Raw genomic sequence first — 20,897 nt, 5'->3', positions numbered from 1 at the left:
TTTTTTATTTTCTTAAAATATAGTTATGTATACAAAAAGTTAGAGAATTATTTTCTCTAACTTTTATCCGATAGTATATGGAATTAAAAAGATGGTGGGGTTACTCCGAATATAACAGTGACTTTGTTTAAAGAAGTGTTTTCCCATTTATGCTTTGCATATGGTGGGATTTTAACACTATCACCTGTATCGAGAAGTAAAACCTCATCATTTAAATATAGTCTTACTTGTCCTTCCATAATAAATGCTATTTCTTCACCTTTATGTGCCACAGGTTCTATAGATGAAGCGGTTTGAGGTAACAGATTCATTAAAGCCAATTCCAGTGATCCATCTAAATTGGGAGATAATAACTCATATGAAACGTTACCGCTTTCAGGGAAAGTTATTTTTTTTCTTTGATTAGCTCTTACGACTAATTCTTCTGTATTGGTATCTTCTAAGAAAAAATTAAATAATGGAATATTTAATGCTACAGAAATTAATTTTAATGTTTGTAATGATGGATTCGTGATTCCTTTCTCAATCTGACTTAACATAGAAGGTGTTATATCAGCTAATTCAGCTAAACGTTTACTAGTTAATCCGGCAGCTTTTCTAAATGCCATAATTTTTTGATCAACATTAATATTGTTCATATGCGTAATCCCCTTTAAATAAGTAAAAATTATTAAATTAAAATTAATTTTATTTACTTATACTAAACACATTGTTAATATATACTTAATTATAATAAATTATTATTAATTTTCCAAGCACCTGCACAGTTGTGAGAAAAATAAATAAGACGAGAAATAATTGGTATTTATACTTCATGTATGTTTTTAGGTATGATGACCAGATTACATGAGGGCATTTCCATACAAGATATTGGGATTGATAATAAAAAAATAGCTGATAGACTGGCAGTTAGAATAGCATCTGGGTTTGTAGATAAAACATTAGAACTATTTTTAAGAGGTGCATATACAGCTAGTAATAATTATTTATATAAATTAATAAAAGAATTAGTAGATAAAGAAGGAAAAGACTATATACAAAAAATGCTTTAAAACAAAATTTGAATCAAGGTACACATATTGTATGGGGAATAGGAGAAAGTATGAGTTCAAGAGAAGTAATGGAAGAATAGTATCAAACAGGTTCTCAATTAATAAAAAGGGCTTTTAATAAGAAACGGATAACTCAAGAGTAAACATCAATGCTTTATCATAAAAATTATTAAGGAAGTGAGAACATCATGAAATCAGCTTTAAATAATATTATGATTTCTTTGATTTTTGCATTAGGAGGGGTCATTGCACTTTTATTTAATTTAATGGGAAATCAAGATTGGATATTAAATTGGGTGGGAGTATTACTGGCATATCTATCTTTGGCCATTTTAATAGATCTATCAAATAAAACTGTGTATTATAAAATATTTCCTAAAATACTATACAGAACTTTGTTTATTTCCTTTAATGCTGCAGTATTAGGAATATTTGTAGGGATAACATACCAACTATTAGGAAAGTGGAATGTTACTATAATGATGTACTATTGGTTGATAATCTTATTCTTACATTTAAATACTATAATAACATTAGTTATCTTGATATTTTTAAATCTTAATAATAAAAAAAACAGTTTCCTATATAAGTTTATTATACTTTTAAACATTTTTCTTACCTTAGGGCCAGTGTTATTTCCATTAGTTCTAACTATTATTGGAAATGGTATGATCAGTAGTGCAGGAAATTAATAGGGCTTATCCAGATTATTAAAACTACTAGCAAAGGCAAAATGAGTTTGGTTAAATAACATATAGTGGAATAATAGGATAGAAGGAAGAATTATGGTATGAAAATTAAGCTAAAGAAAAAAAGAATTTTATGTGTATTGTTAGCTATTACATTAGTAGCAATAGGTTATTACATGTTTCAATCTATTACGAATCCTAAGCTAGTAAATGCAGAAGAGGTAAACAGTGTTCAACAAGTGAGCAGTCTACCTAAAAATGAATTAAAAAAATCGATACCTAATCGTTTTGCTGGTAAAGAAAGAAAAGTTGCATATTTAACTTTTGATGATGGACCTGGAAAATATACAGCTAACTTATTAGATATATTAAAAAGAAATAATGTAAAGGCAACATTCTTTTTAATTGGCGACAATGTGAAAAGGCTACCAGATTTAGTGAAACGAGAGCATGTAGAGAGCCACTATGTGGGCATGCATAGCATGACACATAATTTTAAAAGGTTATACACCAATAAGGAATATGTTAAGGAAATGAAAGAGGATCAATCTTTAATTAGAAATGTTATTGGAAGCTCACCGAAATTAACACGGCCACCATATGGATCAATGCCTGGTTTAAATGAATCACTTCGAAATGAAGTGGTCGGAAATGATTTAAAAGTATGGGATTGGACAATTGATTCTTTAGATTGGAAATACAATAAATTAGCCGTTGATGTAGCAGCCGCAAAAATTGTGCAAAATGTATTGGCAGGTGCGACATCTTCAAAAGAAATTGTTTTAATGCATGATATTCATCCCCAATCTGTCGCGGCAGTTCCAGCAATTATAAAAGGATTAAAAGAAAAAGGTTATGAATTTGAAGCTTATAATGAGAATGATCATTTTCCAATAAACTTCTGGCATGATAATCGTATATAAAAAGATATGTATTAGTAAAAAGGAAATCAGAATGGAATAAGCAATTACTATAGGGTTTAAATATTTGCAGGAGCGTGTTTAGATAAATAGATGAAAACACGCTCTTTTTACCGGACTATTTTTAAATTTAGATTTAAGTACAAACTTTCATATTTTAGAAAACTTTATACGATTTTTTAATGGATATAAATATTTAAATGTCTTTTATTTTTGCACATAAAATTATTTAATCATAATATAACAATGAGGTGGAGTTAATTGTCGTTTTTAAAAAACAGTAAAATTGGCACAACATTAAGTGTTTTGGTAATTATAGCAAGTGTGGCTTGTATAATATTATCTATACTAGGATTTATTGGCCTGAAAAAAGGGGAGCATGCATCTAATACGATGTATGAAGATAGTTTATTACCAATTCAGTGGATAGGAGCAATAGAGTCTAATTTTTATCTAATCAATATGAATGTAAAGGAAACTATTCTATCAAAAGATCAAAAAAGAATAAAAGAGCTTTTGACAGAAATAGATGTAGCTCGTTCAGAAACTGATCAGTTAATAAAGAAGTTTGAGTCTAGAGTTAGTTCTAAAAAAGAAAAAGAATTATATACAACATTTCATGAAGTATTTAATGAATTAAGAACACAATTGAGCAAAGTACAAGATCTGGGACAATCTAATAATGATGAAGCATATGCTTATTATCTGAAAGAAGTTGACCCTAATATGAAAAAGGCAGTGCAGGCTATTCGTGGGCTCATTCAGGTTAATAATAATAATGCAGATTATTTACAAAAAAATAATACAGCCAGTGCAACAAATACTATAATGCTGTTTGTTAGCATCTCCATTATAGCAATCGTAATCGTTATTTTTATTGGCTATATCATTAAAAGTGCAATTAGACAACCAATTGTATTATTAGAAAGAGATATGGAAAGGGTATCTGCAGGTGATTTAACGATACGTACTTCTTATAAATCGGATAATGAATTAGGAAGTATTGTAAGGTCTTTTAATAATATGTTGGATAATTTACAACAATTAATTGGAGAAGTAAAAATCACAACTCAAGAGGTCATTTCGTCTACCAATGGGATGTTGCAAGATACTAAACGAGCATCTCATATATCAAGAGAGGTAGTTCAAACTATATCTGAGGTTGATAAAAAAATAGAAGGACAAGTTACTAGTATTCAAGAAAGCTCCTCATCAATGGAAGAAATTGCGACTGGCGTTCAAACTGTAGCTGAGTCTTCAGCAACGGTTACTGAAGTGGCGGTCACAACAACAGAACAAGTCAATTCTGGTAGTGAAGTAATTAAACAATCTATACTTCAAATGAATAGTATTCATGAGGTTGTTGAAGAAACTTCTAAAGTAATTGCGAGGCTTGTTACACGTACGCAACAAATTGATAAAGCTCTGGATGCGATTACTAATATTGCTGAACAAACAAACCTTCTTGCCTTAAACGCTTCAATTGAAGCTGCACGTGCTGGAGAAAATGGAAAAGGGTTTGCAGTGGTAGCAGCGGAAGTAGGGAATTTAGCTGAACAGTCTAAAGCATCTGCAGATGAAATCAATCATTTAATACTAGCCATTCAACAAGATACAAAAGATACAGTTGATGCAATGCAAAAAGGTCAACAAAAAGCTTCGGAAGGAAAGGAAACTGCTAATAAAGCAAATCGAGCATTTTCATCTATTATGGTGGCTATTAATAAAATCACTATCCAAATTCAAGAAGTATCTGCAGCAACAGAAGAAATGTCTGCTGGTACAGAAGAAGTCAATGCCTCTATGTCGAGTGTTTCTGAAAGTGCAACGCAAGTAGCTAAGGAAACAACTCAAACTGTACAATCAATCCAATCACAAGCAGCATCAATCGAGGAGATATCGAATCAATCTAACAAAATAAAAGAAAAAGTAGAAGCATTGTCAGTACTAGTTTCACAATTTATTATTGAGAAGCAAGACAAAAAGCAATAGAATATATCAAATGTGATGTAAAAATAATAAAAAGACCATTGTAACTTTTATAAAGTACAATGGTCTTTTTCATTGGGTGGATGTTCTAAAAATTCTCCAAATCATTAAATACAAAAATTACATCAATTTATTTATTTTTTAATTTGTTAATAGAAAAGGAGATTTAATTCTAGTTAATTACTGTCAAATGTAAAGAAATAAAATTGATTAATAGTAGTTCAAATCTTTATTATTAGATTGTATTTTTTGGGTAATAAGAAGTTTGCGCATGTAATTTTACATACAAACGCATAATTTTATTATATTAATATATAATGGTTTATGTATTTATTTAACCAATTTAGATAATTATCTAAAACTGAAAAAGGATTGATATAAAATGTCAAGAATGAGCATTACAAAGTCCCAAGATAGTATAATGATTGCATGGCAATCAGCAGAGATTACCATACCTATAAAAGATATCCTTACTATATCTATGAATGACGTTCCTCATAATAAGCTTGATCATGTTGTTTATATTGGAACGCCATCTTCCTCAAAGAATAGAATACTGATACATACTACAAACTTAAACTTCATTATATTCACTGCTAATCCATCTATAGTATTAGAAGAAATTAATATTGAGTAAGGCTGTTCTAATTAAAACACGAGCTTAGATAAAATTCTTTAATTACATATAGTTATTAGATTACGAAAAATGTACTGCCAGAGAAGTGGAATGTTAAGATGATTAGTCACCTTATAAAAAAAGAAAAAAATCCCATGTGAAGGGATTTTCTTTTTAAATGAATTTTAAAAAATAACAGACCTATCAAAAATGCATTGAAATTTAATATAAACAAATATTATTGTACCTTATAACTAATGCTTGCCTAGTTTTAAAGAAGCAACAACCATTTTTCTCATCCGATAATACCAATTTCTAGAGCCTTTTGAACAGCTTCTTCTTTGTTACGCACTCCTAGCTTTGCATAAGCTGTGGAAGCATAATTTCTGACTGTGCCATTCGATAAATACAGCCTTGAAGCTATGGAAGTGTATCGAAGTCCCTTTGCTACTAGCTGTAAAATTTCTATCTCTCTGGCTGTTAGCTCATAAGTAGTTGCTTTTGATTGTGGTGTCTGTTTTTTCTCATCAAACTTCTCAAATATTTTGTGAGACATTCCCTGATCAATCAGTGTCCCACCTTTATGAATAAGTCGGATCGTATTAGCTAGCTCCAATGTTTCAATAGATTTGAGTAAAAAACCATCCGCACCGTTGCGAAGTGATTCAAACGCCTGTTTCGTATCCTGAAACGTTGTGAAAATCAATACGCGGATATGTGGCCATTGTTGCTTAATCTTTTTGGTTGCCTCGACTCCATCCATGTGCTGCATATCTAAATCCATAAGTATAACATGGGGTTGAAGGCGCCCACACAAATCGATGGCTTGATTGCCATCCTCAGCTAAACCGACTACATTTAAATCTTCATATCTATCGAGTAGTGTCCTCAAACTTTCCCGAACAAATGGTTGATCGTCTACAATTAACAAACGAATAAGTCCATCTTTTATTTCAGTTTGTCGCGGTATGGTACATGTAACAAGCATTCCTTCCTCTGGCTTTGTATATACAGACAATTGACCTTGCAAATTCATTGCCCGTTCTTTCATCGCATTCATACCGAAGCCTTCCTGCCATTCTACATTTCCTTTTCCGTTATCTTGAACTTCTAACCTCGTATATTGTTGTTCAAACTGCAATGAAACTATAATTTCGGTCCCCTGACCATGACGTACTGCATTCGTAAGGGACTCTTGTAAGCAACGAATGAATGCGATCTTCGCTTGCCGAGACAGTTGATATTCCTCTCCGAATGTCCTAAAATTTACATTTACCTGAGCGTGCTCCTGAAATTCGGCTCCAAGATTTTGTAGAGATTGAATCAAGGAAGGGGATTGACACGGAGAATCCATTTGATGTAGGTAACCTCTCACGTCCTCAATACTTTTACGTCCCATTTCAAGCAGAGAATCTAGCCTCTGTATACCCATCTCAGTAGCAAGTTCGGTACGCAACGTTTCCATCCCCATAATAATAGAAGTATAAGCGTGACCAACTGTATCATGAAGCTCGCTCGACAGTCTGTTCCGTTCTTCTGCCAGTGTAATACGTTCAATCTGAGACATATATTGCTCAAGTACCGCGTTTTGTTTACGAATTACTTCATTTTGCTTATGATTGGCGATTAATAAATGAAAAGCGAATCCCATTACATAAGCGAATCCATAGTAGGTGACCATAGTCCAATAGTTATTACTTGGCGCAACAGCATAGAAAATTCCAGTTGTTATAAAAACTGTTGTTGGAGCTGTCCAATAATAGGACAAATGCTTACTATTTACAGCAATTAGAAACACTGATATAAGAAATATGTTGTAAGCTTCCGGAAATAATGAGGTTAAATATATACATTGTCCACCATATAGCAGTATTTCTGTGAACAAGTAATATTTGTAATTGAACAGTAAGGCAACCCATGGAATTGAGAAGGCAACAACCTCCCAAAGAATAATAATCCAAAGTGGCAATGTTAACCCATCCTGAAAACTTAATGTAGCTAGGATGATAGACACACTAGTAAGTAGACGTATCCCTAACATAATCCAATCGTACCAAAACCAATACTTAACCATATCTAACAAGTCATTTACCCCCTAATTAGCCTACCTTTTTACTTCATATATTATAATTTAATCCTTCATGCCTATTATACTTTTAAATTTAAAACCGCGATACTACTCACAGATTGCAAACTTCTATCGATTTAGTTGCCGAATCATGCTACGTGTATAGCCCCCAATTTTCTTTGTCAAACCATCTACTATTCTAATACTTAGGGCGATAAATACTATCCCCATAGACATTACAAAGAGTGACTTCGCAAAAGTATCTATCTGTATGAATATAATATTCATTTCGATGTATCGATACAGTAGTGGTGCCAACAGCAACATAAGTGGCATTACATAAAAAATGATTGCACTAATAAGACTGAAAATGCCAATCACTAATTTCTTCATTAACCAAAAGACAGCAGACCAAGTACGACGATCTGTAAGCATTAATTTCACCTGAGCCCAGTTTGATGTATCCACTTTTATACTTCTATCGTAAGAGTCGGTCGAAATATCGGTATAAATTTTCGTCTGTATACGCTCGAATTGGATAAAAGGTGTAGTAGTTTGTAGTACGTGTATAACTAGTGGAATCCCAACTACTGTAAATGAAAGGGTGAAACTGAATAGCAGAGCTATTAGATAAAAACAAAAATAAAACAATCCTGTAACGAAAGTTAGCAATAAAAAATAACCATTCTGGATGAATCTTGATTTCATAAAGTTCATCGCTCCTATCTATGTAATAACCGAATTATATTGCTTTTTTTGTCATTCTCACTAGTGTAAAAGTGTCATATGACATTTCTAAATGATGCTAAAAAGGGGAGAGCTACCTACTTCTGGTTAAAAAAGATGCTTTTATTAATCTCCACAAAACAATCCCGTTCTTGAAGATGCAAGAACGGGATTGTTTTGTACTTTTATTTAATATGAGATGGACTTGTTTTTCGAATGTGAAAAATAATATCAAATTGCTCAAGCAATGATTTATCAAAGTATGCCGATTCGTTCGGGAAGATTTGTCCCCCTATACTAAGTAATGGTCTTTTTGCTTTAACCCATTTCTCTGCTTGTCCTTTAAGGTGACGGTTATCCAATAAAAACATGTTATATGGTACTTTTCCGAGAGTATAATTAAAGCTATTCACATTTTGTGGAATCGCACGCGTTGTAATCTTACCTCCAGTGGAAGAATCATATTCGCTGTATAAGGTAAAATTTCCCTCCGTAGTTGTACTACCAATTGTGACATAATTATTGTCTAAACGTTCCTTCAAAAACTGCCCCGCAACATAAGGGTATAATTTCTCATCGATAATTCCTTTAGCTATATGAATATTGTGTCCCCATACCATAGTTTTACCACCCAATGTCTCTTGTGCCCACATTGCATGATCGGCCAAGTATTGCTCATGTAGCTTTAACATACTTGGATAGTCGTTAGGAATTAGCATTGTGGTAAATTTCTCTATTGCACTTGCCGTTGCTCTCGCCCAGATGTACTCGGGTGAAACTATTTCTGTGTTGGCTTGCTTATTCTCATCTTTTAGAAATCGAGCTACTCTCTCAGCGTTTGTTTTGAACTTTTCTTTTATTTCAGGAGCAAGGTCCATATATTCCTGTGTACTTCCATTAAAAGCCGACAATTCTCTATAATTTTCTTCTACTTCTGCCAGCAAATCTGGTCGATGCAGCCTTACATAATCAATTACTTTATTAAAGCAACCTTGGTCCAACTCCTTTAAGTCGAGCCCAATAAATTGAATCTTTTTTTTATTGGATGGATCAGCATTATAATCTTTCATCCACTCAATCATGGCTATAATTTCATCAGTAGGATATAACAAGTTTAAAAAATCTTTAGGGTTTCCTTTTCCTGTTTGGATATATTCATTTAGCTTTAAGCCATTTCCCCAATCTTCTTCCATTGTGAAATTTGTAAAACCCATCTCAGTAACCAAATATTTCACAAGTCGAAACTTCATAGTGAAAATTTCAGAGCTTCCATGAGTATTCTCTCCTAATCCTACATATTGTGCACTCCCAATCATTTTCTTAAGTGGTTTTAAATCCTCAAATGATTTTGACGGCTCTATCGTTTTTAATGGGTAAGCCTGTGATTGTATTGATTTAACTATATTTTTTTGGATTGATTGACCTGAATTTTCGACAGCTACTGTTTGAGCGTTTCCTACTTCTCCACATCCTGTGACTAATAAAGCTGTACTAACCATTGCAATCATTCTTTTCTTATTCATTTTTTTCCACCTCAATTGAATTATTTTTAAAAGCAAGATTGATTCATGCACTTGCACGTATCAATTGCCTTAATTCAATTGTTATCTATCCCATATCATATTTTCTAGTTACATATTGTCATAAGGTGAATTGACACAGGTCATAGACTAATCATTACACTTTTGTACTATCGGCTATGACAACTTATAAATAATAATTACATTGATGAGTCGCAAGTAAGACTAGATTATAAATTTGGGAGGGATTTTAAAGATGAATGAATCTGTATACAAAAATATTTTTATTCTAAGTTGTATCCGTGGAAATGACAAGAAGTAAATTCGATAAACAAGTGAATTAAAGGGGAAGGGCGGATTACAATGATATTACACGCAAAATCGTTCCACAATAAAGATAAAATCCAACGTGCTAAAATAGGACTTCAATTCTTTCTGAGTATCTTAATCATTACTTCTATTATCTTAAATGTAGCAGTAATAATTACGAAAAGTATGCCGCTTATTGTGGTATATATGTTTACCCCAGTATTTTCTTCTATTTTGACTCGCATAATACTGAAAGAAGGGTTTAAAGATGTTTCTTTTAGTCTCGGTAACTTAAAGATATGGAAGGGGATTGGTTTTGCTCTGCTAATACCCATGGTTATTTGTGGAATTACTTATTCTATCGCCTGGTTGAGCGGAATCGCGAGGTTTCAGCATCCCGAAGGTGGTATGTTAGAACCAATCTACAATATACTTGGACTTCAGTATCTACCGGAACCATTCAGTTTCATTTATCTAGTAGTATTGAGCGGCATTTTAGGAAGTTTGCTTAACTTAATCCCAGTTTTGGGAGAAGAAATGGGTTGGCGAGGTTATATGCTCACAAGGCTAGTCGATGCAGAGTTTTCACGGCCTATCCTTTTTAGTGGATTGATTTGGGCAACGTGGCATGTTCCAATTGTTATTGCTGGTCTATATGTAGAGGGATCATCTGTCCTACTTTCAGTACTTGGCATCTATTTTTGTATTGTGCCATTCAGTTATATTACAGCTTATTTACGACTTATCACAGGTAGCGTTTGGCCTTCGGTTATCATCCATACCACTTGGAATGCCATCATACAAGGACCTTTCGCACGTGCAAGTACAGGACATCAGTCAGAGATTTGGATTGGAGAATCTGGCTTAATAACCGCTATTATTATCTTGATTACGGCAATAATTTTATCTCGGATAACAAGATTTACAAAACATTGATTCGCCACATAAATTATTGAAAATTAGAATTATGTTTCTATGAAATAAAAAATACATCCTTATAGGGATGTATTTTTTATTAATAATAATGTTATAAGTTATTCTACATGAACCGATATGGTTTTAGATAATACTTGCATTGAGAAAGGAACTCTAGCTTCAAAAGTTATAGTATTTGTTGAATTTGATGTGTTTGAAAAGATGTAAGAATCTTTGATACGTAATCTAAATGTTTTTTCAGATCCGAATGGACCAGAATAAGAACTAACTTCGTCTAAAGAACTTCCCGCATATCTAATACCATTAACAGTTAAAGCCTCAGAATATGAATCTGGTGTACCTACTTCACTAACTTTCACATAAAGATAATCGCCTTTAAGAACAGGAATAGATAAGTAAGAACTTGCACTATACATTTTGTTATTATCGCCTACAGCACTAATGCTAACACTTCGTAGTGGAGAAGAATCCGCCTTTGAAATAGTTGGTAAAAATGCTAGTGTAAGTGCAAAACACATAGCTAACATGCCCATAAATTTTTTCATATTTACAACTCCTATGTAATTTATTTAACATCCTGTATTTTACAGGTTATAAATGTAAATTGCAATATTGTAATATAAAGAATAATTATGTAATTATGCATATTTAATATAAGGCACATGATAATAAATCTAAAACAGACATTATAGCAACAAATAAAGTCTAAAAATAATGTGAAATACAACTGAAAGGTCCTTATATTTAGTGATGATTGTAATAAATTATTTAATAGTCATGTGAATGTTAAATGAATCTATTTGCGAATCTATCTAAAAAAAGAATGGTGTATAGACTGGTTGCAAATGCAACTACCAATATTTTTTGTGAGAGAGTACTTACTAGGAATTGCTCTTTTTATAATATTTGAACTATCCCCACTTGAAACAGTCCGTGAGCATTTTGAGTGGGGATTAGTTTGACTATTAAGCTTTATTATTATAACTGATGATTATTTCGGAATCTTGACAGTTATCACTTTTGTCATACTCAATGCAAGCTATGTGACCATCAGGGTGAAACAAAACGGTATCTATATTTTAAAATTAGAATCATATAGCCATTAAGGATGTTAACGTAAATAAAGTTCAAAATTTTTCAATATAAGACTTTACTGCTTGTAATAAAAACTCTTCTTGCCCCATACCAGATTCTGAAGCCATTTTAATTACTTTCTGTTTAAAGTCATGATCTGCATGAAAGGTTAATGGCTCTACTTTACTTTTAAAATAAATACCTTCAACATGGGGGAGTATTGAGCCTGACATCATATGTGAGTGTAAATACTTAATCTCTTCTTGGAATTGTAATGGCTCTACCTGTAAAACAAATGGTTTAATTTCCAACCTGATGGTATCTTGTGTAGAAGTCAATCGCATATTTGTGACACCAAGCTCTTTATAAAATAAATTTATTAGATTATAAGTAATAGAACTAAATAATTGAGGCTTTTTAAATGTAAAAGATAAATACCCTCGCTTCGTAATCACTGTGTGTTTTTTGAAGGGTTCAAGGGAATAATTATGTTCTTTATAAGCTGATAATGAGAAAATTTCTTCATCCTCTGTAAGAACCTTTCCATCGGATCCATTAATTTCTATTACCCTAGCTTTTTTTTCTGTATGTCGATGTATCAATAATTGATACAAATAAATGTCTGTATCTTGAATCTTAGTAATGAATGTTTTACGCTCTTTTGTTGTAGTTTTTTCGTAATTAAGCTGGAAATTTTTTAGTTCTTCTTCATTAATGACATATACTTGTTTACCCAGCTTTTCTACCATTGTGGCTGTTAATTTCCCGGATTTAATATATGTAAAGATTGTAGAGGGTGCTACGTTTAGAATTTCTGCTGCTTTTTTTGTACTTAATCCTTTTATTTCATCTTTATTTATTAACCGTTCAATATCTTCTAAATAGAATATTTTACTTCCGAATTGCTTCCAACTATCTTTATATACACATTCTATAAGACCTTCTTTTTCTTTCTTTAGAATGGTCTGAACGGTAACTCCCATTAAATCTGCTGCTTCTTTTGTTGTTACTGTAGGTTTTGTAATAAACAGTAAATCTTGTGTCATGAAAGTTTACCTCCTTATTTACTCTCTATAATTCATAAAGTATGTATATATCATATCAGATTTTTAATTAGATATAAAATAAGATTTAAATATAAAATAAAATATCATTATACCAATATGTTATAGTGAATTATAACTTTACTTAAATTTTATATAAAATTTAATATTTATTTATATATAGATGTTTTATAAAATTGTATAAAATTATGCTAAATGTTTATCTATTTAGTAAAAAATTATTAGAAATTATACGTATATCTAAATAGAGAAGAATGTAGTATTCTTACAGAAAGAAAGTGATTTATTATTTGTATAATGGATATAAGTAAAATAAAATAATAAGTATAGTTAATTAAGAGAATTATATTCGTAATCTTCAATAGGAGAGGTGAATTCGAATTATGGGTAATAACAATATAGAAGAAAATGTACCTATTATAAACAATCAAAGTAAGTATATGGATACATATGTAGAGAATATAAGTGGGATCATTCCATTTCTGCATAACAATCGTTATATAGATAAAGTGGAAGAGAAGATGGAGGTTGCAGAAAAAGAGGGAAAGAGTAAATATACGTATTTAAGTGATATAGAAGTCATTTATCATTTTGTACATTTACAAAAAGATATGGATGAAAAGAAGAATAGAAAAGAGGATACGAAAAAGAGTTATGTGTCCGAAATCTTGTCATTTTGTCAGTGCATGGTGCAGCATGCAGAAGAATTTGAATTGAATGGGGAAGAAGTACAACAAAATGACTCTCTGTTAAAAACATTACAGCCTTGGCATATTCGTAAATATAATGCTTGGTTGAAGCAGGTAGAGAACGGTAGGAATGGGGATACGTACGCGGTCGCAACACTTGCAAAAAAATCTGTATTGATTCGTTCTTTTTTTAAACACCTTCATGTATTTGCTTATATTGAAAGACCTCTTCATGAAGAACTGCAGCGTGCAAATGTAAATGAACAGGATCGGCCGAATCGGGACCTATCCTATGAGGAAGTTATGAAAATTTTAGGGTTTTATAAAGAAAAAGGCCATTTAGTAAACTATACAATTTTACTAGCTCTGGCAAGTACCGGTGCAAGAATTCAAGAATTATGTACAACAAGGGTTAAAGACTTACATTATGACGGAAAGCACTGGTTAAAAGTTATAGGTAAAGGAAGTAAAGTACGTGAACTTTTCATTTCTGAACATTTATATGAGTGTATTTGTGAAATGAGAAGAAGAAGAGGGTTCCAAACTGTATTGGACCGAGGAGATGAAAGTCCTTTATTTGTAAATCAAAGAGGGAACTTTTATAATTCAAAAACGTTATCGAACCAGGTAACAGATATGATAAAAAAGACCAATTTAGAGTTTCTGCAGTATCGTGAAAATCCTGTAACGGCGCATACATTCCGTCATGCTTTTGCAATCATGGCAGTTGAACAAGGAAATGCGGATTTATATCATTTAATGCAAACGCTTGGGCATGAAAATATTCAAACAACAAAAATCTATTTAGAGAAGCATATGAAGCGAAAGAATAATGTAGGTACTTCCTTTGCGGATATGTTGCAATAAAAATTAGTATTCTATTACTGGCCGAAGAAGAAACTGTTAAGTAGACATCATACCTATTGGGGAAATTTACCTTGGTATTTGATATACTTACCCCAAGGAATGGTAGTTATGAAAACCGCGAAACGAGTTATCCACGGAAGGGGTAAGAAATTAACACTTGTTATATTATTAATCATAAAGTAGGTGATTTCCGATAATGGTTTTTGAAAATGTTAGTACGATAGGGGCACTTGCTTTTCTATTTCTAATGATTTATCTTGCAACAGATCCTAAAGACGTAAGCTTGTTAACAATCCCAGTTTATTTTGGTGGAATGTGGATCACTAACTGGATTACTGAAAATGGATTTCAGGGTACATATATTTATACGAGTTGGTTAGTAGTCTACGTCATTATAATGATTTACCTTATCTTCGCGTCAATTCGTCTAGGCATACGTAACATACAATATATTAAATAAAAAAGCGTAGAGCCATAAAAAAATAACGAAAAGAGAAACCGTTCTTACAGGCGGTTTTATTTTTATACTGAAATGCAATGTACATTATTTAACTTTTGAGGAGGATTAATTATAGAGTACTCAAATATCTACACATTAAGAAATAGTCAAGAAAAATCAAGAAAAGTAGAGTCCTGGCGTTCATTTATAGAAGAAACGAATGTTTTAGGAATTAAGGATTCAGATGTGTTTCAAATTCAATTAGTGGAATATGGGAAAGAGAGAAAGAAAAAGGGTTCCCCTAAAAATACTAGAAGAAACTAGGTTACTCATGCATAAATATCATAATTAGGCACAAGTTAAATACAAATATAATGGAGGTGCAATTATGAATATTTAAAGACACGAAAGTAATACAAATGAAATTCTTGTTTCTGCTGCTGCAAGTGCTATCGAGCAAATGAAGTATGAAATTGCTCGTGAATTAGGAGTCACATTAGGACCTGATACATCATCACGTGCAAATGGATCTGTCGGTGGAGAAATTACAAAACGTTTAGTTCGAATGGCTGAAGAACAATTAACAGGTCAATACAGATTACACTAAGTTAAAGCAGTAAATAAGAAGAATTCATGTGCAAGTGGATTATTATTCCTTTTATTTACAAAAACTTCAAAAAATAAATTTTGAAGTTGAAAAACAGACCCTCAGATTCCTTTGTAACAACCTTTTGTAGATTAGTTAATGTTATAGGTATCAGTATAAAATAAATTCGATACGATTAGTGTAAGGTTGTTTAAAACCGTTTTGTTATTATTCGTAATTTTAATTCCATAATATTTAAGCCAATATAATACAATTTCATTCATAAATAATTTAATTCTTAATTAAAAATAAAGTGAGAAATTAAGAGGGGTATATATATCAATTTATAAAAAGTAGTGTACAAAGTATACTTAATATTTAAATGGATTTAAAGATATGTCACTAAAGAATTTTTTTGAGGTCAATTTACTGTGCACCTTAATTATGGATGTTGTTTTTGTTAATTAACAGCTATTGTATTTGAAAATTTAATAATAAGTATATGTGATGTAATAATAAAACTAGGTAATATAAAGACTAATAATACAAAGATGAACAACCAATAAATAGGTTATTCATCTGTTCTATCCCGGCTGCTATTCCTAGTATTTTTAAAATCTATATATTTCTTCCTTTTTGGTGGGAAGTAAAACTAATGTTGCGACTAGTAATATAGTACCAATTAGATAAAAATAGTTGTCCCTATATCACCAGTATTTTAAATATTCCATTCTGTTTTTGTGTTTTCTATTTTTATTTTTGTACTGATGAAAAGACCTTTCTCTCAATTAAATCTTTAAGTAACATGTATCTGTTTGATACTTGAATTTCCTCTAGCTTGTACTTTCAAAGCATAGTGGTTCATAAATATCCTTATCATTTTCCTCTGTTGTTAATTTCCCGACTTTTTGTTATTTTTGTCTAAAATCTGAAACACAGTAATTTTTCAGTTTTACATTTAATTTAGCATTATCCATTTTTTGAATTCAATTTGTACATGTAATTGAATTCAAATTTTGACTGTTGTTTCTTGCGATGGTACAGTATCTCATGTTACTTTAGCCATATTTTGAATCTTTTTTCCAGCTTGGTCCTCGCATAGACTACCACTGTATTTTGTAAGTTTTTCACTGTTTTTTCAAGTTCAATGATTAAATTTTGTAGAATTAAGAAAAGATCCTCGCTTATTTCATTTACTTATCTTATCTACGCTACTCTGATATTTAAATGCTAATTACAATTAAATAATATATGATTTTTATAAAAAAAATATAGTAATATTTTGTCGTGAATTGTACTATTTTGATATTTTATAGTAATATTTTGTCGAGAGTTATACCTGACGGAAAATAATTTATGAATTTATACCGTAAAGATGTAAAAATTTATTAGTTAATCTAATTAAAAGGAGAAGGTAATGAATAATTCTATCGATATACAACACTTGTGTGATCTCGCACATAAAGCCTTTAATGTACCCGTTCACATTTTATCCACAGACAAAAAAATCTTATATCAGTCTACTTCTGATGATATTTGTAGTCCTTTTTATTCTTCTAAAGAAGAACATCTTAGTGACATTTATCAAGAAAATGATCCCGATAATTTGCCCCTTTTCAGATGTAACAGTTATCTTGAAAATTTTATCCTAATTCATATCGCAAATCATGATTATATAAAAGGGACTATAATAATTGGCCCAACTATACATCCAAAGGGATCAGATGATGTGACATTTAAACTTCGAAAAGAATTTAACTCAAATATTAATATTCAAGAAAGACTAACTTATTATCAATCCCTACCTGAGGCAAAAAAAAATGCTTTAATTGATATGGGGATTTTATTGCATTACATGATTTTCAATGAAAAGTTAGATGTTAATATTGTTTTAGAAAAAAATAAAGTGTTAGAGGAAGTTCCCTATAAAATTGTGGAACCCGATCTATATATTTTAAAACGTCAACAAAATAAACCAAAAACTCACAACATGGCATTAGTACATAATTATTTTTCAGCAATCAAAGAGGGAAATAAAAAGAAGTTGTTGCAATATATGTATGCAGTTTCGCAGGAAGATACTGAATTAATTTTAACAGCGGATCCACTTAGAAACCAAAAAAACCATGGGATTATTGCGATTACTTTAGCTACTCGATATGCGATAGAAGGTAATCTCCCACCAGACATTGCTTTTGCACTTAGTATTTTGTATATCCAAACCATGGAACAACTAGATAACGTGGACTCTGTAAGGCGATTGTCAGGAGATGCTTTACGTACTTTTGCAGATCGAGTGAAAGAATTCAATGCGCAAAAATTTTCAAATGCGGTTACTACATGTATGAACCATATTAGTAAAAATGTATACGATGGAATATCACTCAATGAACTCGCTAATCATTTGGATATTACGCCTACTTATTTATCTAAAATATTTAAAAAAGAAGTAGGAATTCCTTTAAGTGAATTTATTCAAAGGGAACGAGTTGAAGAAGCAAAAAAATTATTAACACTTACTACATATCCATTATCAGATATTTGTGCTTGGCTTAATTTTAACGACCAAAGCTATTTTACAAGGGTTTTCAAAAAATCAACTAACATGACACCTAGACAGTATCGTGAAAAATATACAGTAATATGAGCTTAGTATCAGTTTCTTGTGAAAAAACTTTAATATACGCTCAAGTAACTCAAAAAATTGAGCATACTGTTTATTTTACTCTAGAAAGGGTATGTGATTGATCTAGAAAAGGAATATGTATTCAAATAGATCTTGAAGAATCTATGAAACATTTAGTGAAGCTAAAAGACATGGGTAAGATTTATAACATGTTGTTAATTTATGAGTACACTATCCATTATTTTTCTCAGGAGACAAAAAAACAGAAGGCTGCAAAGGTTCTTTTCGAGAAAGCTTTGCGGCTTTTTTATATTTTAAAAACTATAGTTATAACAAGGGATAAGTTTATAGATTGATATCTTCATGTTAAGTATTAAAGTGGTTGGCATGTTGAGTATTTAATAATGGTGATATTAGGGACTATTACATAAAGTTTAACAATATAACATATATCACTTGATATATCTATATTATATGCAATTATACATAACTAAATAAAGGTAAAAAAGTATAAAAAAACCTATTAAATTATTCTATAAGTATTTTTTTTAAAATGAAATTGCTCCGTTGAGCTAAAATGGTTATTTATTAACCGTATACACTTTAATTTGTAATCATTACAATTACAGAGATGCAATTTCCAATTAATTATATCTATATAATTTTTTTAGCGCATATTTTTACTTAACAGTTAAACTATCGAGCTCAATCGACAAAATTTCGCTATTTACGCATCAGAAATTTAATGTTTTAATGAACATCATAACTGGTATGACCACACAGAAAGGAGAAGAGCGAACTAATAGAGGTTAATAAATTTGCAAGTAAAGTATGTTGCGATTAATCTTCTTAATAATCAGTTTTTTTAAACGGATGTAGAATCTCAAAAGTATTATTTTTAAAAAATAGGGTTTTAAGTTTCTACATAGCAAAAGTGAATTAATTCCGCAATATAAGTATAAGCAATGTACAGTATAAGTTCATCTTTTGTAGTCTTGTAAGGCTCTTGCTGAAAAAACTAAAAACCCTATTATGAAATTGATATTAAAAAAAGTCATGACAGGATTAACCCTGGATTCAATGGTTTATCTATCTTCATGGTTCTGTAAGTTAAACAGCAGCTCTAGGGGTGGAAGTATTTTACTATTCATTGGACAGCTAATTCAAATATAGCTGATGAATTTTTATCGTTTATTATTTGAAAAATAGAGCTAAATGAGAGGGAAGTAAAATCCTTAGATTCTATTAGAAGTAAATAATAACGATAACATCCTATATGAAAGACCTCTTCTTCCTCAGGCGTGTGTAAGCAGAGAGCCTAGAGCTAGGTTGTACAGTTATATGAATCAAGTTATAAAAAAAAATGGTAAAGGAGTGTACGGAATGAAAAATAAAATAATGACAGGATTTTTAATAACATCCATTGTAACTGGAGCAACTTTTCCTATCAATACTCTGGCAACACCAATCGTTCAAGCAGAAACTCAACAGGAAAACATGGATATTTCTTCATCATTACGAAAATTAGGTGCGCAATCTAAATTAATCCAAACGTATATTGATCAATCTTTAATGAGTCCTAATGTACAGCTAGAGGAAGTCCCAGCTTTAAATACAAATCAATTTCTAATCAAACAAGATATGAAAGAATGGTCATCGGAACTCTATCCACAGTTAATTCTATTAAATTCAAAAAGCAAAGGATTTGTAACGAAATTTAATAGCTATTATCCGACATTAAAATCGTATGTAGACAATAATGAAGATAGAGAAGGTTTTTTGGATAGACTTGAAGTACTTCAAGAAATGGCTATGACGAATCAAGAAAATGCGCAACGACAAATTAATGAGTTAACTGATCTTAAATTACAGCTTGATAAAAAATTAAAAGATTTCGATACTGATGTGGCAACTGCGCAAGGCATATTAGGTACAGAGGGAACAGGAAAAATAGATCAGTTAAAAAATGAAATATTAAATACCAAAAAAGCAATTCAAAATGATTTACAACAAATTGCATTAATACCAGGAGCTTTAAATGAACAGGGATTTGCTATATTCAAAGAAGTTTATAGTCTTTCAAAAGAGATTATTGAACCGGCTGCTCAAGCAGGGATGGCAGCGTATAACAAAGGAAAAGAAATTAACAACTCTATTCTAGAAGCTGAGAAAAAAGCAGCGCAAGAAGCGACAGAACAAGGTAAAACTGCTCTAGAAATTGAATCGGCCAAAAAAGCAGCTCGTGAAGCAATTGAGAAAAGCAAACAAGGTGAAATAGCTGCAGCTGCAGCCGCAAAAACGCAAGAATATGACCTGATGAAAGCCATTGATACTGAAAAAATTAAGAAAACATTTGGTGTCTTCGCAGAAGTAAATAAACTAACAGCAGAGCAGCGAGCATATTTAGATGGCTTAGAGAAACAAAACCAAAAAATATATGATTTAACAACGAAACTATCAATAGCAGATTTACAAAAATCAATGCTTCTTCTTTCACAAAATGATTTGCATACGTTTGCAAACCAAGTAGATGTAGAACTTGACCTACTAAAGCGCTATAAAGCAGATTTGGATCTAATAAAAAATAACATTACAAAATTATCTATTAATGTTGATGCAACTAACGAGCAGTCTCAAAAAGATACATTAAGACAATTAAAAAATGTAATAAGTTACCTTGAAGAACAGGTATATAAATTTTAATATTACGTTTTTTGAAAAAATATA

At 31.2% G+C, this 20,897-nt stretch carries 18 protein-coding genes; 12 read left to right on the top strand and 6 right to left on the bottom strand.

From position 1 onward, the window contains the following. Positions 1 to 83: 83 nt before the first annotated feature. Positions 84 to 638: a helix-turn-helix domain-containing protein gene (locus QCI44_RS29990; protein ID WP_016089723.1), complete on the bottom strand. Its 555-nt coding sequence runs from the start codon at positions 636 to 638 to the stop codon at positions 84 to 86. A gap of 195 nt (positions 639 to 833) precedes the next feature. Here QCI44_RS29990 and QCI44_RS29985 point away from each other — a divergent pair, with 195 nt between their 5' ends. The 5 genes from QCI44_RS29985 to QCI44_RS29965 all read left to right on the top strand — a co-directional run bounded on the left by QCI44_RS29985 (position 834) and on the right by QCI44_RS29965 (position 5,287). Then, entirely contained in the window at positions 834 to 1,052 is a 219-nt protein-coding gene (locus QCI44_RS29985) for a hypothetical protein (protein ID WP_016089722.1), read from the top strand. A gap of 188 nt (positions 1,053 to 1,240) precedes the next feature. Then, a complete protein-coding gene (locus QCI44_RS29980) occupies positions 1,241 to 1,744 on the top strand; it encodes a DUF3902 family protein (RefSeq protein WP_016089721.1) in 504 nt (167 codons plus the stop codon). Positions 1,745 to 1,842: 98 nt separating this feature from the next. Beyond that, on the top strand, positions 1,843 to 2,664 hold the full coding sequence (locus QCI44_RS29975; RefSeq protein ID WP_353811642.1) for a peptidoglycan-N-acetylglucosamine deacetylase: 822 nt from the start codon (positions 1,843 to 1,845) through the stop codon (positions 2,662 to 2,664). A 258-nt stretch (positions 2,665 to 2,922) separates the two neighbouring features. Beyond that, complete coding sequence (locus tag QCI44_RS29970) at positions 2,923 to 4,653, top strand: methyl-accepting chemotaxis protein (protein ID WP_098486691.1); 1,731 nt, start codon at positions 2,923 to 2,925, stop codon at positions 4,651 to 4,653. 379 nt (positions 4,654 to 5,032) lie between these two features. Continuing rightward, positions 5,033 to 5,287, top strand: a complete 255-nt coding sequence (locus QCI44_RS29965; RefSeq protein ID WP_016089718.1) for a SunI/YnzG family protein — start codon at positions 5,033 to 5,035, stop codon at positions 5,285 to 5,287. A 274-nt stretch (positions 5,288 to 5,561) separates the two neighbouring features. Here QCI44_RS29965 and QCI44_RS29960 read toward each other — a convergent pair whose 3' ends face one another. The 3 genes from QCI44_RS29960 to QCI44_RS29950 all read right to left on the bottom strand — a co-directional run bounded on the left by QCI44_RS29960 (position 5,562) and on the right by QCI44_RS29950 (position 9,583). Then, positions 5,562 to 7,349: a helix-turn-helix transcriptional regulator gene (locus tag QCI44_RS29960; RefSeq protein ID WP_016135642.1), complete on the bottom strand. Its 1,788-nt coding sequence runs from the start codon at positions 7,347 to 7,349 to the stop codon at positions 5,562 to 5,564. Between the two features lie 114 nt (positions 7,350 to 7,463). Next, positions 7,464 to 8,042 (bottom strand): sensor domain-containing protein, encoded by a 579-nt coding sequence (locus QCI44_RS29955; protein ID WP_088083957.1) that lies wholly within the window; start codon positions 8,040 to 8,042, stop codon positions 7,464 to 7,466. A 203-nt stretch (positions 8,043 to 8,245) separates the two neighbouring features. Further along, a complete protein-coding gene (locus QCI44_RS29950) occupies positions 8,246 to 9,583 on the bottom strand; it encodes an erythromycin esterase family protein (protein ID WP_098412678.1) in 1,338 nt (445 codons plus the stop codon). Positions 9,584 to 9,943: 360 nt separating this feature from the next. Here QCI44_RS29950 and QCI44_RS29945 point away from each other — a divergent pair, with 360 nt between their 5' ends. Further along, the gene (locus tag QCI44_RS29945) at positions 9,944 to 10,825 is read left to right on the top strand and encodes a CPBP family intramembrane glutamic endopeptidase (RefSeq protein ID WP_098412679.1); all 882 of its coding nucleotides are present in this window, start codon (positions 9,944 to 9,946) and stop codon (positions 10,823 to 10,825) included. Between the two features lie 98 nt (positions 10,826 to 10,923). Here the strand turns inward: QCI44_RS29945 and QCI44_RS29940 are convergent, their stop codons facing one another. Then, on the bottom strand, positions 10,924 to 11,370 hold the full coding sequence (locus QCI44_RS29940; RefSeq protein ID WP_353811641.1) for a hypothetical protein: 447 nt from the start codon (positions 11,368 to 11,370) through the stop codon (positions 10,924 to 10,926). A gap of 582 nt (positions 11,371 to 11,952) precedes the next feature. Beyond that, positions 11,953 to 12,945, bottom strand: a complete 993-nt coding sequence (locus QCI44_RS29935; protein WP_353811640.1) for a helix-turn-helix domain-containing protein — start codon at positions 12,943 to 12,945, stop codon at positions 11,953 to 11,955. Between the two features lie 401 nt (positions 12,946 to 13,346). On the opposite strand from QCI44_RS29935, the gene QCI44_RS29930 reads away from it, so the two are divergent. The 6 genes from QCI44_RS29930 (at position 13,347) to hblC (ending at position 20,873) form a co-directional block, all read left to right on the top strand. Beyond that, a complete protein-coding gene (locus tag QCI44_RS29930; RefSeq protein ID WP_098506160.1) occupies positions 13,347 to 14,519 on the top strand; it encodes a tyrosine-type recombinase/integrase in 1,173 nt (390 codons plus the stop codon). 196 nt (positions 14,520 to 14,715) lie between these two features. After that, positions 14,716 to 14,979 (top strand): hypothetical protein, encoded by a 264-nt coding sequence (locus QCI44_RS29925; protein ID WP_353811639.1) that lies wholly within the window; start codon positions 14,716 to 14,718, stop codon positions 14,977 to 14,979. A 108-nt stretch (positions 14,980 to 15,087) separates the two neighbouring features. Beyond that, on the top strand, positions 15,088 to 15,282 hold the full coding sequence (locus QCI44_RS29920) for a hypothetical protein (protein WP_074651339.1): 195 nt from the start codon (positions 15,088 to 15,090) through the stop codon (positions 15,280 to 15,282). Positions 15,283 to 15,382: 100 nt separating this feature from the next. Beyond that, on the top strand, positions 15,383 to 15,565 hold the full coding sequence (locus QCI44_RS29915) for an alpha/beta-type small acid-soluble spore protein (RefSeq protein ID WP_141533921.1): 183 nt from the start codon (positions 15,383 to 15,385) through the stop codon (positions 15,563 to 15,565). A 1,396-nt stretch (positions 15,566 to 16,961) separates the two neighbouring features. Then, positions 16,962 to 18,191 carry a helix-turn-helix domain-containing protein gene (locus tag QCI44_RS29910; RefSeq protein ID WP_353811638.1) on the top strand — a complete coding sequence of 410 codons (1,230 nt, stop codon included), beginning with the start codon at positions 16,962 to 16,964 and terminating at the stop codon, positions 18,189 to 18,191. A 1,362-nt stretch (positions 18,192 to 19,553) separates the two neighbouring features. After that, positions 19,554 to 20,873: a hemolytic enterotoxin HBL lytic component L2 gene (gene hblC / locus QCI44_RS29905; protein WP_353811637.1), complete on the top strand. Its 1,320-nt coding sequence runs from the start codon at positions 19,554 to 19,556 to the stop codon at positions 20,871 to 20,873. Positions 20,874 to 20,897: the final 24 nt, after the last annotated feature.

The sequence above is a fragment of the Bacillus cereus group sp. RP37 genome, assembly GCF_040459695.1.
Classification (GTDB): Bacteria; Bacillota; Bacilli; order Bacillales; family Bacillaceae_G; genus Bacillus_A.
The sequence above is the reverse complement of the archived record's forward strand: the minus strand, read 5'-3'. Positions and strand labels throughout refer to the sequence as shown.

Coding starts and splice junctions, on each gene's coding strand:
- QCI44_RS29910 (WP_353811638.1), top strand. CDS start 16,962: ATGAATAATTCTATCGATATACAACACTTGTGTGATCTCGCACATAAA.
- QCI44_RS29975 (WP_353811642.1), top strand. CDS start 1,843: ATGAAAATTAAGCTAAAGAAAAAAAGAATTTTATGTGTATTGTTAGCT.
- QCI44_RS29930 (WP_098506160.1), top strand. CDS start 13,347: ATGGGTAATAACAATATAGAAGAAAATGTACCTATTATAAACAATCAA.
- QCI44_RS29985 (WP_016089722.1), top strand. CDS start 834: ATGACCAGATTACATGAGGGCATTTCCATACAAGATATTGGGATTGAT.
- QCI44_RS29945 (WP_098412679.1), top strand. CDS start 9,944: ATGATATTACACGCAAAATCGTTCCACAATAAAGATAAAATCCAACGT.
- QCI44_RS29950 (WP_098412678.1), bottom strand. CDS start 9,583: ATGAATAAGAAAAGAATGATTGCAATGGTTAGTACAGCTTTATTAGTC.
- QCI44_RS29980 (WP_016089721.1), top strand. CDS start 1,241: ATGAAATCAGCTTTAAATAATATTATGATTTCTTTGATTTTTGCATTA.
- QCI44_RS29965 (WP_016089718.1), top strand. CDS start 5,033: ATGTCAAGAATGAGCATTACAAAGTCCCAAGATAGTATAATGATTGCA.
- QCI44_RS29990 (WP_016089723.1), bottom strand. CDS start 638: ATGAACAATATTAATGTTGATCAAAAAATTATGGCATTTAGAAAAGCT.
- QCI44_RS29925 (WP_353811639.1), top strand. CDS start 14,716: ATGGTTTTTGAAAATGTTAGTACGATAGGGGCACTTGCTTTTCTATTT.
- hblC (WP_353811637.1), top strand. CDS start 19,554: ATGAAAAATAAAATAATGACAGGATTTTTAATAACATCCATTGTAACT.
- QCI44_RS29955 (WP_088083957.1), bottom strand. CDS start 8,042: ATGAAATCAAGATTCATCCAGAATGGTTATTTTTTATTGCTAACTTTC.
- QCI44_RS29935 (WP_353811640.1), bottom strand. CDS start 12,945: ATGACACAAGATTTACTGTTTATTACAAAACCTACAGTAACAACAAAA.
- QCI44_RS29940 (WP_353811641.1), bottom strand. CDS start 11,370: ATGAAAAAATTTATGGGCATGTTAGCTATGTGTTTTGCACTTACACTA.